The 16,986-nt window shown below is 41.7% G+C and carries 12 protein-coding genes; 8 read left to right on the forward strand and 4 right to left on the reverse strand.

The window, feature by feature from the left end; translation table 11 throughout:
* Positions 1 to 22: 22 nt before the first annotated feature.
* Positions 23 to 691 (reverse strand): FecR family protein, encoded by a 669-nt coding sequence (locus tag AB5443_RS20895; protein WP_283140066.1) that lies wholly within the window; start codon positions 689 to 691, stop codon positions 23 to 25.
* Positions 692 to 1,646: 955 nt separating this feature from the next.
* Here AB5443_RS20895 and AB5443_RS20900 point away from each other — a divergent pair.
* Together AB5443_RS20900 and AB5443_RS20905 are read left to right on the forward strand one after the other, a co-directional pair.
* Positions 1,647 to 1,898, forward strand: coding sequence for a hypothetical protein (locus AB5443_RS20900; protein WP_283140065.1), 252 nt, complete (start codon positions 1,647 to 1,649; stop codon positions 1,896 to 1,898).
* A 111-nt stretch (positions 1,899 to 2,009) separates the two neighbouring features.
* On the forward strand, positions 2,010 to 2,555 hold the full coding sequence (locus AB5443_RS20905; protein ID WP_333697704.1) for an RNA polymerase sigma-70 factor: 546 nt from the start codon (positions 2,010 to 2,012) through the stop codon (positions 2,553 to 2,555).
* Positions 2,556 to 2,640: 85 nt separating this feature from the next.
* Here the strand turns inward: AB5443_RS20905 and AB5443_RS20910 are convergent, their stop codons facing one another.
* Positions 2,641 to 4,488, reverse strand: a complete 1,848-nt coding sequence (locus tag AB5443_RS20910; protein ID WP_368114342.1) for a right-handed parallel beta-helix repeat-containing protein — start codon at positions 4,486 to 4,488, stop codon at positions 2,641 to 2,643.
* Positions 4,489 to 4,650: 162 nt separating this feature from the next.
* Positions 4,651 to 4,890 (reverse strand): hypothetical protein, encoded by a 240-nt coding sequence (locus AB5443_RS20915; protein ID WP_022140436.1) that lies wholly within the window; start codon positions 4,888 to 4,890, stop codon positions 4,651 to 4,653.
* Between the two features lie 218 nt (positions 4,891 to 5,108).
* Between AB5443_RS20915 and AB5443_RS20920 the strand changes: the two genes are divergently transcribed.
* From AB5443_RS20920 to AB5443_RS20945, 6 genes are all read left to right on the forward strand, one after another.
* Positions 5,109 to 5,765 (forward strand): FecR family protein, encoded by a 657-nt coding sequence (locus tag AB5443_RS20920; protein ID WP_368119637.1) that lies wholly within the window; start codon positions 5,109 to 5,111, stop codon positions 5,763 to 5,765.
* 45 nt (positions 5,766 to 5,810) lie between these two features.
* The gene (locus AB5443_RS20925; protein WP_368114340.1) at positions 5,811 to 9,209 is read left to right on the forward strand and encodes a TonB-dependent receptor; all 3,399 of its coding nucleotides are present in this window, start codon (positions 5,811 to 5,813) and stop codon (positions 9,207 to 9,209) included.
* Positions 9,210 to 9,220: 11 nt separating this feature from the next.
* Complete coding sequence (locus AB5443_RS20930; RefSeq protein WP_368114339.1) at positions 9,221 to 11,125, forward strand: RagB/SusD family nutrient uptake outer membrane protein; 1,905 nt, start codon at positions 9,221 to 9,223, stop codon at positions 11,123 to 11,125.
* 21 nt (positions 11,126 to 11,146) lie between these two features.
* Complete coding sequence (locus AB5443_RS20935; RefSeq protein WP_368114338.1) at positions 11,147 to 12,016, forward strand: discoidin domain-containing protein; 870 nt, start codon at positions 11,147 to 11,149, stop codon at positions 12,014 to 12,016.
* A gap of 159 nt (positions 12,017 to 12,175) precedes the next feature.
* Positions 12,176 to 15,046, forward strand: coding sequence for a M60 family metallopeptidase (locus tag AB5443_RS20940; protein ID WP_368114337.1), 2,871 nt, complete (start codon positions 12,176 to 12,178; stop codon positions 15,044 to 15,046).
* A gap of 151 nt (positions 15,047 to 15,197) precedes the next feature.
* Positions 15,198 to 15,758 carry an RNA polymerase sigma factor gene (locus AB5443_RS20945; protein ID WP_073347762.1) on the forward strand — a complete coding sequence of 187 codons (561 nt, stop codon included), beginning with the start codon at positions 15,198 to 15,200 and terminating at the stop codon, positions 15,756 to 15,758.
* On the opposite strand, the gene AB5443_RS20950 is transcribed toward AB5443_RS20945, so the two are convergent.
* Positions 15,730 to 16,983 carry a Gfo/Idh/MocA family protein gene (locus AB5443_RS20950; RefSeq protein WP_022140429.1) on the reverse strand — a complete coding sequence of 418 codons (1,254 nt, stop codon included), beginning with the start codon at positions 16,981 to 16,983 and terminating at the stop codon, positions 15,730 to 15,732. The two genes, AB5443_RS20945 and AB5443_RS20950, sit on opposite strands and share 29 nt — an antisense overlap.
* Positions 16,984 to 16,986: the final 3 nt, after the last annotated feature.

Raw genomic sequence — 16,986 nt, forward strand, 5'->3', positions numbered from 1 at the left:
TAGATTAGACATAAGTTTAATATTAGTTTTTTATAAAGATTCTATTTGCATGTTCTTCTTTATTCAGGTTTAGTGTGAAACAAATCTTATTGATAACATCTTCCAGTGGTTCATCGTAGCGGATACTGCCGGTGAATGCAGATTCGTGATTGATACCTTTGGCCAATGTGACATCGGAGTTATACATCTGGTTGATAATGCTGATTAGCTCTTGCAAAGGAATATCGGTAAAGTTGTATTTCCCGTTTTCCCATTTTATGTTAGCAATCTGTTCTAATCTTGTCTCGGCATTGTTCGGATTGTAAATCACCTTTTGCAGAGGTTTCATGACAGTTTTCTGTCCGGTGGCTTCAACATTAAATTCTATCTTACCGTTAAACAGAGTTATTTCGTTTTTTTCTGTGTTGGTCTGTTTAACGTGGAAACACGTCCCCTTTACCTCTATGAATGCTTTATCGATATAAACTTGGAAAGTACTTCCTGTATGTTTATAGACTTCAAATAATGAATTGCCGCTGAGCCATACTTTTCTATTTTTATCGAATGATTTTGCGTATTTAATAGAACTTCCGGGCTCCATCCATACTTTAGTACTATCCGGCAAAGTGTACATCTGGCTTTGTTGGGCAGTGATCTTAATGAACTCATCTGCAATCTTGTCTCCATTTGACTTGAACCAGAAGCCGCCTATCGTTAATAAAAGAGCTAATGAAGCTGCAGCAAAATACCACCTAAGTTCTACAGGAACTATGTCATTTTATCTATTTCTCGTGAATAGGTTTAATTCATTTTTATTCAGTTTCGGGTTAATTGAGAGAAATAGTTTATTTTCATATTCTCCCCATACATAAAAATGAAAATCCTCTTTCAACCTATCACCGCCGCTCTGAAACGTCCTGTTCATCGCACTTACAGGATGGTGATAGGTTGTCGGTAACCTATCACCTTCATCTATCACCTATCACCATCCGGTTGACGTACATCTATACTTCCCTAGGCTTTCCCCAAACCATATAATGCATATGCAACCTACAACATTTTGTTTCAAGTAATGGAACACTTAGTTTCATGCCTTTGAAACTAAAGTTTCAAGCAATGGAAACTAGAGTTTCAAACGGGGGAAACAAGAGTTTCAAGTGTATGAAACTAAAGTTTCAAGCTGATGAAACTGGAGTTTCAGGGTAGGAAACTTCTATTTACATGTGGGCTTCTGTTTGTATACAGACTTCGCCTACATCGGGTGGTGATAGGTGACAGATGAAGGTGATAGGTTACCGACAACCTATCACCGCTCTGTAAGCACGATGAACAGGACGTTTCAGAGCGGTGGTGATAGGTTGAAAGAGGATTTTCGTTTTTATGTATGGGAGAGAAAGTACGAAAGATCAAATTTTCCTGTATTTGTTCAGGGACAGTTATATTCAAAATTTAGTTTGTTTCTGTACGTTCATTAGTAAGTTCCACCAGTATTATTGTTTTTCTTCAAAAAATAAGCAGGTGTATTCCATTTATTATTAACTAGTTACAAATTAATTCTATTTTTTCTTTCACTTTTTTACAAAGTCGATGTGGGGTTAGAAAGGAGTACTGTGTATTTAATAGTATAAGAGTAAAAACAAAAGTTTAAACCAACAAGATAAAATAGGATGAATAAGGTTGAAAAGAAAAGTTTAATCAAAAGCTTGCTATCGGGCAGATTAACCAAAAAGCAACGCAAAGAGTTTGCTGACTTGGAACCGATAGATATAGAAATTAGAAAACAATGGAATGAATCTGGCAACAGACTTGTTGATGTAGAGATAAAAGAACAAATATGGAAAAAAGTAAAAAACAGATGTGAATGCAAGAAAAAGAACCAAGTTCCTGTAGGACTTAGTGATAATGAACCATTTGAATGATTACTATTTTTTCTTCTGAAGAGAAATTGACAGCTATATGTGAAATAAAATCCTTAAAAAATGTTGTGTTTAATAATTGTTTCCTTATTTTTGTATTGTAATTAGAAAAAGATGGAAGAGAAAGTTATTCTTGAAAAGGTGAGAGGTGGGGACACAGCTGCTTTTGCATTGTTATATGATCGTTACTGGTTGAAGGTCTATAACTTTGCTCGGCTTTATATAACTTCTTCTTCTGAGGTTTCTGAAGTGGTACAAGATGTTTTTGTAAAGGTTTGGGAATCAAGAGATACTTTTGATGAAACCAAAAACTTTGACGGTTTCCTTTTCATCATTACCCGCAATATCATTTTCAATTATTCACGCAGGTATTTTAATGAGTTGAACTTTAAAATGACAGCTTTGAAAGGGTTTGAGAAGTCATACGATATAGAAGAGGAATTGGATGCGGCTGACTTGAAAAACTATATAGATAGATTGATTGCTCAACTTCCACCACAACGACAACGTATTTTCAGAATGAGTCGTGAGCAGCATTTAACTAATAAGGAGATTGCAGAACTATGTGCAGTTACGGAGAAGGCGATAGAACGCCAGATTACGTTGGCATTGAAATTTATTAAAGATAATCTGCCTTTGTTTATTGTGTTTATGGGATAACATTCATTTTAATGAAGGAAAGCGGTGCTTTAGAGACTGAAAAGCATAGCTTCAAGTAACCTAAAGCACCACTCTGATCTTTTAATTATTTGATTTTTTGAAAGAATGGATTCTTGCTGATTTTTATATCGGATGATTTCATGTTTTCAAACTTTACAGTACGCCCTAATACATCCCCTTCAATCTTGTTGTTTGAAATAATCACAGATTTGCAGGCTTCCAGAGTGATGCCTTCTTTACGATAATGATATGGCTGATAGGTTGTATCGCGTATCAGAGTATTGTTGGAGAAAGTCAATCCATCTACCGAACGGGCGAAAAGAATCGGATAGTCAAACAGATGGAAAGTGTTGTCTACAATCCGGATATTGCGATGATACGGGTATTTCTGTTCCGGTGTCGGTATTTCCGGATCAATGCTGATTACGGCTTCACAGAATTGGTAAAGCGAGGAGTTGCATGGATAGCGGAAAACATTGTTGCGTATCAACACATCTTTTACTGCTCCTGATTCATACCAGGCATTGGCGTCTCCGGCAATTAAGATAGCGGAACCGCTTGATTCGAATATGTTGTTTTCGACAATGACCTTTCCAGGGGTAGATATAAGCAAACCACGTGCACGGCAGCTTCCGAAACGGCAGTTGCGTATTTCCGCGTCCGGAGTACAAGTCAGGTTTTCTATTACATATCCCGCTTCTACTCCGGCAGGGAGTGGGGCGGACAGTTCGATGATAAATTCGGCTTTGTTGAGCGCTTCGAACTTATTCATCTTTCCGGTGGCTACCGTACGCATGGTATTGTGTTCTATGAATCCGATGGTTTCGTCCGGGCGTCCCCATTCCATGCCTTCGCTCATATCTTGCATGAATTTACATTTAATACGGGTAGGGGAGAGGACTTCCATGATTCGTGAACAGGTTCCGTGAATGTTGATAGGATCGTCCATCAGTCCTGCCCAACTGCAATTTTCAATTTTGAGCAGACCGCTGCATCCCATGAAGTGAAAACCGTCATCATGTCCGCTTAATACACGTCCTTTTGAAGTGTTCGGGATAATATGAACGTCATTGAAAGATATGTCCTTGCTATACTGCGATAGAATGCCTAAACCGCAGGTATGAAACAATTTCAGGTTTTCCATTTTAGTGTTTGTGCTATGGAAAATGAAAATACCGGCATGGTCGCGGGTGCTATGTCTCAACACGAGGATAGTGCCTGCTGCAGGATAGAACTTGTTTGCTTCCCTTTTAGGGTCGGACAGGCGGACACGTCCGCGACTAACTTCCATTGCATCATAGCCGCGCCACCCCAGATTGTCACCTGTATTGGGCAAAACGAAGTGGGTTTCCGGGTCGAACTGCATGATTGACCACACGCTGCTTTTCCATCCTTCACCAACAAAAGTAAGCCGCTTGTTTTCAATGATGTAGGGATATTGGCAGGCGTCGATTTCGATTTCCATGAAGTCGGGTGTCGATTCAATGACAGTACCTTGTGCGGTTAAAGGAATATCCCAGTCAACGGTGAAGTTTTTCAGTGTAACGTTTTGGCAATAATCCAGAGTGAATGGTTGCATCCGCCCGTGCATGATGAATTCCGAGCCGTTACCGTCAATCGTCAGATCGTTGACTTCGTCCAACAGTACAGCAAGAATCTTGGGGTTTACATCATATGTATTTGTCTCGTGATATTCCTTTTCAATAGCATGTTGTGCCCAGAAATCGTATCTTCCTTTGGGAAAGACAAGAGTGGAGCCGGGATTCTTTTTGCAGGCATCGATTGCTTTCTGTACAAACGGCACGGCGTTGATACGGCTGTCGGGTTTTAAACCGAAGTCGGCAACTGAGATAATTTTATTTGCAGAAATGCTGGTTGCGCAAAACAATAATGCAAGCGGTAAAATCGATTTCAATGATAAGAGTGTTTTCATACGTTCTGTAATTTGTTAGATACTTGTTTCTTACATAAATACTATTAATTAGTCAGTAACCCTACGCTTTCATTGAAAAAAAAGGTTTTTTTAGTATTTACCTTCTTACGGGCAGATTTTTATGTGGTGAATGTAAATAGGTCGTGGGATTGGTTGTGTGGATTACCTAAGTTCTATATGAACTAAAGCTTTGGATTTGCCATCGCATCTATGCTGAATATTCTGCCATATCCTTTTTTTAATCTTGGACTTAATCGGGTCATCTGCAAACTGTTTCCATTGTTTTTGCATCTCTTCTTCTACCGATTTTCTTTTTAGCAGACATTGCTTTTCTTCCGGTAACAGTTCTTCAGTCAGAAGTCTTTTAATCAATCTTTTTCGTTTATCTATATTTGTTTCCATTTCAATCTTGTTGTTCGCTAATTGGTGCTACATATATAAATACACCGCAGCTTGGCTTATCCCTACAATAAATAACGATTTTATTTGAAAAAAGAGGAAATTTTCTTGATTTACTCTTCAATTTCCTTTTTTCCTGTTCTTATTTCACTTTAGTTCATATAGAACTATGGCATCCGTTGGTTGCTGCCGTTGCAATTCTCTTGATAATAGGAGGTTTGCTGTTTTTATCTGTACAGGATGAAACGGGGGTAGAAAAAAACATTAAAATAATTGCAGAAAAGAATCAGTTATACGTGCTGCCCGACAGCACGAAAGTATGGATGCAGCCGGGCAGTTCGATCCGGTATGCAAAGGCATTTATGCAAGACAGAAAGGTGTGGCTGGAAGGAAATTCCTTGTTTGAAGTACAAAAACATAAGGGCAGCACATTTCAGGTATATATAAACGATGCATTTATAGAGGTGAAAGGAACTTGCTTTTTGGTAAAGCAAGAAGACGCATATTGTAGCGAAGTAACTCTGTTCGAAGGTGAAATTGAATTTAATATTCCGTCTACCCGCCAAAAAACGGCAATGCTTCCCTTGCAAAAACTTACTTACAACTCGATGGATTCACAAACACAAATAGATAATATAGCCAATATCAGTTGGGAAAACGGGAGATACAACTTTAAGGATGTCCCGTTGGCTCAATTGATTCAAATCGTGAGCCGGATGTACCATACTGATATTCTTATGGAGGGAGTACATCGGGATGAAGTCTCGTTTAGCGGCAGTATTCATTATAATGAGTCTTTGGACAATGTTCTCAATAAGATTCGTTTCAGCTTGAATCTGAATATCCGGAAAGTAGATGACCGGTTCATTTTATACTAGCCTATTTTTTTATTAACCATATGTCTAATCAAACTTAATTAAAGCATGAGAAAATCACTCAGTTTTCAAAGTTGCGTACGATATTTCAAATATATCGTGCTGGTTTTGCTTTTTTATCCGTTAACGGTCCTTGGAGCTCAGGGGCATATTACGGTAAAAGGACAGTCTATTACTATCAAGGAAGCTATTATGCTTATTGAAAAAAACAGTAATTATGTCTTTTTTTATAATGCAGCGGATTTGAAAAACATTCGACTGAAAAATGTCAATTGTTCGGGTACAATTGATAAGGTATTAAATGAAGTCTTTGCCAATACCGGAATCACCTGGCTGATTCAAGGCAATGATGTTGTTTTGAAAGTGAGTAAAACGGAATCTGTCCAACAAGCCAAAAAAACGGAAATTGTGGGTGTCGTTACCGATGCGCGAACAGGAGAGGCTATCATTGGAGCGAGTGTCGCTATTGTGGGAACCACGACAGGTGTTATTACTGATATTGACGGTAAGTTTGTGATTCAGGCGAATCCGCAGGATGTTCTGAAAGTATCGTATGTGGGATACACAACCAAAGAAGTGAAAGTTGGTAATCGGAAAGTGCTTGCCATTGATTTGTCGGAGGATGCACAGGCACTTGAAGAGGTTGTGGTGACAGCTTACGGAACAGGGCAGAAAAAGGCAAGTATGGTAGGTTCGGTGCAGGCTATCCGTCCGGCGGAATTGAAGGTTCCTTCAACGAATCTTTCCAACTCATTTGCCGGTCGTTTGTCGGGTGTCGTTGCTGTCCAGCGTACCGGCCGTCCCGGAGCGGACGGTTCTGATTTCTGGATTCGGGGAATTTCAACCTTGAGCCAGGCTACGTCGCCTTTGATTATCATTGACGGGGTACAGGTATCTTCTGCCGATTTGAATGCATTGGATCCGGAAGTGATTGACGGATTTTCCATCTTGAAGGATGCTACGGCTACGGCAATGTACGGAACTCGTGGTGCAAACGGGGTTATGATCGTCACTACTAAATCCGGACAGAATCTGGACAAGCCGATTATAAATTTCCGTGTAGAGGGACAAGTCAGCCAACCTACCAAGACTCCTAAGTTCGTGGACGGAGCTACGTATATGGAACTGTTCAATGAAGCTGTGAAGAATGATGGCAGTCCGGACGTTTTGTATAGTCAGGATAAGATTAACGGGACGCGTATGAAACTGAATCCGTATGTCTTTCCGGATGTGAACTGGTATGACGAGATGTTCAATAATGTGGCTTTCAATGAGAAAGTGAACTTTAACATCCGTGGCGGAGGAAAGAAGATTGATTATTTCTCAAGTATCTCGGTCAATCACGAATCGGGTATGCTGAAGAATCGTTCTAAGGACTTTTTCTCTTATAACAATAATATTGACGTGATGCGTTATGCTTTCCAGAACAATATTAATGCATATCTCGGCAAGACATCCAAGTTGTCGGTGAGATTGAACGTACAACTTCGTGATTTGCGTGAGCCCAACCGCGGTATTGATGATATTTTTGCAGATGCTATGAACTCCAGTCCGGTTGAAGCGCCCGTTTACTATGAACCGGACGGAACGACCAATCATGTGAAATGGGGTACTACCGACCGTTTGATTACGGCTTATCAGGGGAATCCGGTTGCCCAGTTGGCTACGGGGTATAATGATACATTTGAAAGTACGGTTATCGCTGCTCTTGAGTTTGAACAGAAATTAGACTTTCTGACCAAGGGGCTTCGGTTTAAGGCATTGGGAACATTCAAGAACTGGTCGAAATCTGTCAATAAATATAGTGCCGAATGGAATAAATATTTGTTGGGGTCGTATGAACAGAATGAAGACGGTTCGTATAGCTACACCACGAACAGGGTAGGTAACGAAGTGTCAACCGACCTGAACAATACCATAGAAACGGCGGGAGATCGCCGGATTTATCTGGAAGCAATGGTTGATTATAACCGTACATTCGGAAAGCATGATGTGAATGCCATGTTGCTTTATAATCAGGACGAGCTTGTCAATAATGTGCCGAGTGGCGATACAGGTAGTCAAAGACTTATCAGCTCGCTGCCCAAACGTAAACAAGGTCTTGCCGGACGCCTTTCGTATGCATACGACGGGAAATATATGGCGGAAGTCAATATGGGCTATAATGGTTCTGAGAATTTTGCGAAGGGACATCGCTGGGGATTTTTCCCTTCCATAGCGCTGGGATATAATATCAGTGAAGAAAGTTTCTTTGAACCTCTGCGTAAGGTTGTTACCAGTATGAAATTACGCGGCTCATGGGGATTGGTCGGTAATGACCAGATTGGCGGTGAAAGGTTTATTTATATGCCTACAATTAATCTGTCCGGTATGGGATTTACTACAGGTATTGACCAGAACTACGGATTGAGCGGCCCGGTTTATACCCGTTATGAAAATACTAATATCACTTGGGAGGTGGGAGAAAAGATTAACCTTGGTGTTGACTTGCAATTATTGAACAGCTTGAACATTGTTGTCGATATTTTCCGTGAGACTCGTAGGGATATATTCCAGAAAAAAGGAACCATTCCTACTTATCTGGGAACCGGAACGACCGATGTGTTTGGTAATCTTGCCGAGATGAAAAATCAGGGACTTGACTTCTCTATTGATTATAACAAGGCATTCAGCAAGGATTTCTATATGAATTTCAAGGGAACGTTTACTTATGCCCACAATGAAATTACTAAATACGATGAAGCTCCTAAATATGCCTTCCAGTCGAAAGTCGGTCAGAGCGCCAATGTTAACCAGGGATATTTGTCGAACGGATTATTTTTAGATGAGGCTGAAATTGACCGTTATAATCAGCAGATGGGTTCCACGCTGGGAGCAGGTGACATCAAATACCTCAATGTTTCGAATATGCATGGCTATGGAGATGATATAGTGGACGTGGACGACTGGACATGGATTGGAAATCCTACGGTTCCTGAAATCGTATATGGTTTCGGTCCTTCGTTCAAATACAAAAACTGGGACTTTTCATTCTTCTTTCAGGGAGTAGCGAAAACGTCTTTGTTTATGAGTGGATTCCATCCTTTCGGTGATAACTCGTTGCGTAATGTGCTGCAATTTGTGGCAGATGACAGATGGTCGCCGACGAATCAGAATGTAGATGCGAAATATCCGCGTTTGACCCGTAAGACCAGTCTGAATAATACGAATCCCGGCAACTCCGGTCGTACATCTGATTATTGGATGCGTGACGGTTCGTTCTTGAAACTGAAAAATATGGAAATTGGATATACATTTAAAAGAATGCGTTTCTATGTCAGCGGTTCCAACTTGTTGACATTCTCGAAGTTTGATTTATGGGATCCGGAACAGGGAGGCGGAAGCGGCTTGAAATACCCTACACAACGTGTCTTTAATGTAGGTTTCCAAATGACTTTCAATAATTAAATTTACATAGTATGAAAAATATAATAAAATATCTGTTTTTAGCATTGTTTGCGGGAACTGTAATGGTGTCCTGTGATTTTCTGGATGTGGTACCGGCGGAAAAAGCCAGTGATAAAGATGCTTTTTCCAGTCCTAAAGCGGCGGAAAGGTTTCTGTATTCATGTTATGGATATATACCGCAGATTAATAAGGTGCAGAATTGCCTGGATTTCAGTGGAGATGAGATTATAAGTCCTTTTACCCAGGAAGCGTACGTGAAATTTGCCGAAGGTGTTTATACTTCAGGAAATTTGATTATCAGTTATTGGAACGATTTGTTTCTAGGTATCCGCCAATGTTATTTGTTGAAGCAGAATATAAATTCTGTTCCCCGCATTGATCAGGCAACTATAGACAGTTATGTGGCTCAGGCTGATTTTCTGATCGCTTATTTTCATATGCTGTTGATTAAATGCTACGGTCCGGTCGTGTTAGTGAAGGAATTGCCGGTTCTGGATACTCCAAAAGATAATTTATTGGGACGTACCTCTTATGAGGAGTGTGTGCAGTGGACTTGTGATATGTTTGACAGTGCTGCCGGAAGACTGCCGGCTACCCGGACGGGATCGGAGTATGGTCTTGCAACCAGTGTAGCTGCCAAAGCTCTTAAAGCCAGATTGTTGCTTTATGCAGCTTCTCCCTTGTTCAATGGTAATACGGAATATTACAGTGACTTTGTCGGCACGGACGGTAGTCCGTTGATGCCTCTTTCTTATGATGAGAATAAGTGGAAAAAGGCTGCGGATGCCGCACTTGAAGCAATTAATCTGGCTGAGTCTAACGGGCATAGTTTATACGAAATGAACGAAGGGGATTTGAGCGGCTATCCCGAACCTCAGGATTTGACACAGCGTACGATGCGTTTTACATTTATGGATAAGGACAACTCAAAAGAGGTGTTGATGGCCGAGACGCGTAAAGCGGGTGCATATGGCTTGCAAGCTAAATCCTTGCCTTATCTGAGTGATGGTTCCTGGAATGGTGTTGCTCCGACTTTGACTATGGTGGAGCGTTTTTATACGAAAAACGGACTTCCGATTGACGAAGATCCCGAATTTGATTATCAGAATCGGTTCACGGTAGTTCCGTTCCCCGATGATGCTACTTATGGCGAAGGACAAACTTTGAAAATGAATATTGACCGTGAACCTCGTTTTTATGCCTGGATTGCATTTCAGAATGGTTATTATGAATGCCAGGCAGAGTCTAAGGAGAATGCTTATGTAGCGAAAGCCGAGCGTGCGGAAGGCAAGAAATGGTTGACGGATTTTACGGAACAGGGAAATTGCGGCAAGCAGGGTAGAAATAATAACTACTCAAAAACCGGATACTTGAATAAAAAAGGTGTTCATCCGGGAGTGGCTGCTTCCAAGTCGCAGAAAGATCCTTCCAAGGATTATCCATGGCCGGTCATTCGTCTGGCGGAATTGTATCTGAACTATGCGGAAGCATGTATCGCTTATGATAAAGAAGGCTATCTTGAGAAGGGAATGGAGAAATTGGATAAAGTGCGCCAGCGTGCCGGACTCCTTTCTGTCAAGGATTCCTGGAAGAATGCGAAGAATCCTATAGTGAGCTATACGGGCAATGGTGGCCTGAACGGCAAATTGACTGAAATTGTAAGGCAGGAGAGAATGATAGAGCTTTATCTGGAACAGCAGAACTTTTGGGATATTCGTCGTTGGAAACTGGGGGACAAGTATTTTAATGTGCCGGTAAAGGGTATGAATATTAATGCTACGGATATTAATGGATTTGCTACTGTGAAAACTCTTCCTGACGTGCGCAATTTTGATACTCCGCGCCAGTATTTGTTGCCGATTCCGGCTGAAGAGGTGAGCAAGAATCCTAATATGGTGCAGAATCCTAATTATTAATTAAATTTTAGCATGACTGTTATGAAGAAAAATATTTTTTTATTGGTTGTCACTCTACTCTTGGCTGGGTTCGCTGGTTGCAGTGACGAAGATACAAAGTCTGTTGTTCCTTCTGATGTGATTGATTTAAGTGCCGATACTCAAGATAAGCCCGGTTATATTGTGCTTCGTTGGGTTACGCCTGATGATAATACAATCAGATATATAAAGGTATCTTATTATGATTATTTATTGGAACAGGATGTGGTAAGGCTGGCAAGTGTTTATGCGGATAGTGTGTTGATTCCGGATACGCGTAAAAAGTTCGGAGAATATGAATTTAAGGTACGGTCTTATAGTGATACGGGTGATGCGGGAAATATCCAGACAATCAAGGCTGTTTCGGAACCGGCTAAGGTGCAAATTGTGTTTGGAGAGTCCAGACAATTGGCATTGACCGAGGATCAGTTGTCGACGAATGCTCAGGAAGCTTCGGAAGGACCTATAGCGAATCTTATTGACGGGAATACCGGCTCATATTTTCATACAGCCTGGAGCGGGACTGTTCCTGCGTCTCCTCACTGGTTCCAGATAGATACAAAAAAAGAAATCACTTACTTTAAGTATGAGTCGGTGGCACGCAATGGAAACAACATTCCTGATGATGTGGATATTATGGGTAGCAATGACGGAGTCAATTTTGAGTTGATTGAGAATCTCACAAAGGCTAAGAATGGAATGTTGATGAGTACAACTCCATATATGTCTCCTGTTTTGGGAGATAATTCCAAGCCCTATCGTTATATACGCTATTCGGTAAACCATACAAATACAGGTTCTGTCTTTTTCAGTATGGCGGAATTCAAATTATTTGAGGTTAATGCAAGTGTTGTTGATCCTGAAGCTGATTAGTGGGAAGCGTAGCATGCAGAGATTGAAATAATCGGATAGATTTTGTCTTGCAGACAAATCAGGCGGAAATATGAATATTTCTTTTCAGGGATAATATTGGATTTCCGCCTTTTTTATGGGTGTTTTGAATAAAGTTACATAATAATAAGATTTCGGCAAATGGTAAACAGTCATATAAAAAAATATTTATTTGTCTTTTTCATACTTGTACATTGGGCAGTTGCTTTTTCTTGTACAAGTGATGATGAGGTGCTGGAGGTGGTCGAGTTGTCCGTTAATAAGGAAGTGGTGGACTTCAAATGTGAAGCCGGCACGCAGAACATAACGGTTTCGACGAATGCTCCGATTTGGGAGGCTACGGCGGATAAGAGCTGGTGTACGCTTTCTGTGGCAGGAAAGATTCTGAAAATTTTCGTAGACGAAAGTGAAGAAAGATTGGTGCGTGAGGCTGTCATAACAATAACGGCGGAAGGCTTGAAAAAGACGGTTAAAGTTCGTCAGTTGGGATATGAGCCTGCTATATTGATTGATACAAACGTATTTGAAGTGGAAGTCATCGGGAAGGAGATTTCTTTCAATGTCACTACCAATGTGGAGGTAAATGCCGGGTTTCCTGATTGGATTTCTGAAAAAGTAAAATCCCGTGCACCGGAAATGGTGACATCAACTCATGCTTATGTGGTGAAAAGCAGTACATTGGATGAAAAGAGAGAGGGAACTATTGTTTTTACGGAAGTTTTGCCGGAAGGGGCTTCGGAAGAAAGTACTCCCGCTTCTGCTTCGGTTTTGATTGTACAGCACGGTCTGAATGAATATAATGGCGGTGCGGGAGAAGATATAGAAGGGGATATCAAAGTGAAAGTTGTGAGTGGTACTGATACTTCCCATCAGGGGGAAGATGCTATCGGAAAGTCTTTTGACGGTGATTATACTACGTTGTATCATTCGAGCTGGTCTAATGGCGGAGCGAATTATTTCCCAATTACGCTGACTTATAATTTTGCGGAAGCCTCTGATGTGGATTATCTGATTTATTATCCCCGTCCGTCAGGGTATAATGGTAATTTTAAGGAGGTGGAAATTCAGTATTCGGAAGATGGAAATGTATTTACGAAGTTGCTTGACAAGGATTTTGAGGGAGCGGCAACAGCAGCCAGAGTCACTTTTGACAATACGGTTCGGGCTAAGTCTTTCCGTTTTATCGTGAAAAGCGGTGCGGGAGACGGTCAGGGATTTGCTTCCTGTGCCGAAATGGAGTTTTATGCCAAGAATCTGAATGCTTTTGATTATTCCACTCTTTTTGAGGATGAAACGTGTAGCAACCTGAAAGCGGGAATCACGGAAGCGGATATCGAGAATTGTAAATATCCTTTTTTCAAGAATCTGGCGTATTATATGCTCAAGGATAAGTATGACAGAAATTTCCGTGTGGCGGACTATAAGGCGTTTCCAAATCCGGATATCCAGTCGGAAACTCACAAGACAAATCCGTACAGCCTTCTTGATAATCCGACGGGAATCTCGGTGAAAGAAGGAGAGACTCTGGTAGTAATGGTGGGCGATACATACGGACAGAACGTTGGAATGAAGGTACAGAATCTGGACGCACCGGGAGGTGACGGTTTCGGAGGAGTTACGTATCCGTTGTATCAAGGCATTAATAAGTTGACAATGACTGGAAAGGGACTGGTGTATGTGATGTATCATACCAAGACATTGGTAGAGGCGGAAACGGCACGGCCTGTTAAGATTCATTTTGCTTCGGGCACGGTGAACGGTTATTTTGATTCGCAGAATGTAGAGCATCGGGGGCGTTGGAGTGAATTGCTGGGTAAAGCTACGGACAAATATTTTGATGTGGTGGGGCGGTATGCGCATCTGACATTTGAGACCAATGACTTCAGGAAGTATGCTGCTACAAACGGTAATGAATTGATTGATCTTTATGATAAGATTGCTCACAGTGAAATGCAACTTCTCGGCTTGGAGAAATATGGCAAGATGTTCGGGAACAGAATCTATCTCAATGTCATGTATCACTCTTTTATGTACGCAACTGCTTATCATACGGCTTATAATCAGACGACTATGGGAGATGTGTGTGATCCTGATGTCTTGAAAACTACCGGCTGCTGGGGGCCTGCTCACGAAATCGGGCATTGCAACCAGACTCGTCCGGGGATCAAGTGGATAGGACTGACGGAGGTGACTAATAATATCATGTCCGAGTATGTGCAGACCACGGTTTTCGGCCAACCTTCCCGAATACAGACCGAGGATATGGGAGCGGTTTACCGTAACAGGTATTCGAAGGCATGGAACGGCATTATTGTTCCGAAAGCTTCTCATGCTGATTTTACAAATCTGGATGATTCGAATGATGTGTTTTGCAAGTTGGTGCCTTTCTGGCAATTGGAACTTTACTTTGGTAAGGTACTTGGACTGACTCCTCTTCAGCAGTCGGACTGTGGCGGCTTTTATCCGGAGGTTTTCGAGTATGCCCGTACCAAAGATTATAGCGGCATGAGTGAAGGGGAAATCCAATTGGATTTCGTGTATAATTGTTGTGTGGCAGCCCGGTTGAATTTGCTTGATTTCTTTGAAAAATGGGGATTTCTGACTCCAGTGGACAGGCTGATTGAAGATTATGATACGAAAACCTTGAAAGTGACTGAAGGTATGGTGGATGCACTGAAGAAGAAAGTGGAGAGTCTGGGATATAGTAAATTGCAGGATACAGCCCTTGAATATATATCGGATAATACATGGGAACTGTACAAGACCAAGCCACAGGTTATACCTGGAGCAAGTGCAACCCGAAGCGGCAATACCATTACAATAAAGAATTGGCAGAATGTAGTGGTTTATGAAGTGAGGGATGAGGCGGATAATCTTGTCTTTGTTTCCAGTGGTGAAACGACACCTTCTGCTACCGATATGTTTACGCTTTCCGGTAACTGGAATGATGGTTATAAACTTTATGCTGTTTCGGCAGCAGGCAAACGGACTGGGATTCTGGTTGCCAATTGACTGATGTTATAAATTTTGCCATAGATTGATACAAGGCTGTTTTTTCGGATAACTGTGACGGCTGTGTTAATCTATGGCATTTTTCATGCTTTTTATAGATGTAGTTCTCGGTAAAAATATTATCTTTGTGTACAGCAAGATTTTATACAATATGAAGGAAGAAGAGTTGATAGAGCAAGTGAAAAATGGTAATAATATAGCTTTTGCTGCATTATATGATTACTATTGGCAGAAAGTCTATAATTTTACCAAGCTATATGTAACTTCTTCTGATAGTATTTCTGAAATTGTGCAGGATGTTTTTGTGAAGTTCTGGGAATCACGCCATTTATTGGATAGTAACAGGAAGGTGGAGGGCTTTTTATTTATTATTACCCGGAATATCATTTTTAATAAGGCACGTAGCAGGATGCGTGAAGATATGTTCAAAATGACGGTATTACGTTCCATTGAGAATGAAGAGCCGTATAATCAGGAAGACCGGATGGTGGCTGAGGATTTGAAGGAATATATCGACCGGTTGATCGCTGTTCTGCCAGAAAGACAACGTGAGATATTTTTAATGAGCAGGGAGGAGAATATGACTTATCGGGAGATTGCCCTTCGCTGCGGGATCGGTGAAAAAGCCGTAGAACGGCATATTCACCTCACCTTGAAATTTTTGAAAAAGAATCTTCTTTTATTCATGTTGTTTTCCATGCTCCCCGAGTGAAGTCGGGTATACTCATCGGCATGCTTCCATTCAACACGGATTTTTCGCTTAATTCTGTGATACATGACCATTCGGCAGCGTCGTACACGTCCATATCCAGTGGAAGCCCGTTGCGCAGGCAGTAGATAAGGCGGTAATCCATCACGTAGTTCATTTCATTGGGTAGTCCCTTGCGGTGTGCTTCTTCACCGATAGTTGCGCTGAATGGGTGTTTGTATCGTGCCATCATTTTTTCTAATCTTTCTCCGGCAAGCGGTGTGTCGCCGTTCGGATCCAGTGTTATGCATGGAACCGGATATTTCTGCGCAAATCCCAATGTGCCGCATACTGTTTGCAGACGGCTGTAAGGACGCGGAGTGGATACGCTGTACTGAAGCATGATTGTTTTTCCCTTGACCGTATGGATAAGCGTTGTATTGACATCCCCCAATTGATATTTCTGACAAGCTTCCGGTGAGTACTCACCAAACATCCGGCGGGCATATTCGCTCATTCCTGCCTGATGGGTAGACATGGAAACAAGATATTCCATCCGGTCGCTACGGTGAATGTCGAGAATCTGACAGGCAGGACCCAGACCATGGGTAGGGTAGGGATTGCCGGTATGTTCGATGCTGTATCTTTTTCCCCAATGATTGTGGTAGCCGCCTTCGCTTTCTTCGGCAAAATACATCGAACGAAGGTCGTGAATGTAAGCTCCTTCTACATGCATGATTTCTCCAAGTATTCCCCGGCGAGCCATATTAAGTGTAGTCAATGCGAAAGGGTCGTAACAGCAGTTCTCTAACATGATGCAGTGGCGGCGGGTTCTCTCCGCTGTGTCCACTAGTTGCCAACATTCATCCACGCTCATGGCCGCCGGAACTTCAATGGCTACGTGTTTCTTACATTCCATGGCGAAGGTAGCCATCGGTGTATGCATCAGCCAGTCGGTACAGATGAAGACCAAATCCAATCCATCCGATTCGCACATCTTTTTCCAACCGTCCGTTCCGGTATATCCGATAGCTTCGGGGCGGTCTGCTTCTTTTAGTAGTTGTTGGGCTTTGTGAAGGTTGCCTTCCCTGATTTCGCAGAGAGCTTTTATCTCCACGCCTTCTATTTGGAGATAACGTTGGAGGGTGAGCAATCCCCGGTTACCCAATCCTATAATTCCGATACGAACGGTTGGGATAGGGGGATGCGCTAACCGGAGCACGTGAGTTTGTGTCAGAGAATCTTTCATAAT

Source organism: Bacteroides sp. RTP21281st1_H5_RTP21281_210402, assembly GCF_040918965.1.
GTDB classification, from domain to species: domain Bacteria; phylum Bacteroidota; class Bacteroidia; order Bacteroidales; family Bacteroidaceae; genus Bacteroides; species Bacteroides congonensis.

Excerpts from the sequence above, each read along its gene's own strand:
- AB5443_RS20950 (WP_022140429.1), bottom strand. The coding sequence starts at position 16,983 with ATGAAAGATTCTCTGACACAAACTCACGTGCTCCGGTTAGCGCATCCC.
- AB5443_RS20915 (WP_022140436.1), bottom strand. The coding sequence starts at position 4,890 with ATGGAAACAAATATAGATAAACGAAAAAGATTGATTAAAAGACTTCTG.
- AB5443_RS20925 (WP_368114340.1), top strand. The coding sequence starts at position 5,811 with ATGAGAAAATCACTCAGTTTTCAAAGTTGCGTACGATATTTCAAATAT.
- AB5443_RS20930 (WP_368114339.1), top strand. The coding sequence starts at position 9,221 with ATGAAAAATATAATAAAATATCTGTTTTTAGCATTGTTTGCGGGAACT.
- AB5443_RS20945 (WP_073347762.1), top strand. The coding sequence starts at position 15,198 with ATGAAGGAAGAAGAGTTGATAGAGCAAGTGAAAAATGGTAATAATATA.
- AB5443_RS20900 (WP_283140065.1), top strand. The coding sequence starts at position 1,647 with ATGAATAAGGTTGAAAAGAAAAGTTTAATCAAAAGCTTGCTATCGGGC.
- AB5443_RS20940 (WP_368114337.1), top strand. The coding sequence starts at position 12,176 with ATGGTAAACAGTCATATAAAAAAATATTTATTTGTCTTTTTCATACTT.
- AB5443_RS20905 (WP_333697704.1), top strand. The coding sequence starts at position 2,010 with ATGGAAGAGAAAGTTATTCTTGAAAAGGTGAGAGGTGGGGACACAGCT.
- AB5443_RS20910 (WP_368114342.1), bottom strand. The coding sequence starts at position 4,488 with ATGAAAACACTCTTATCATTGAAATCGATTTTACCGCTTGCATTATTG.
- AB5443_RS20935 (WP_368114338.1), top strand. The coding sequence starts at position 11,147 with ATGAAGAAAAATATTTTTTTATTGGTTGTCACTCTACTCTTGGCTGGG.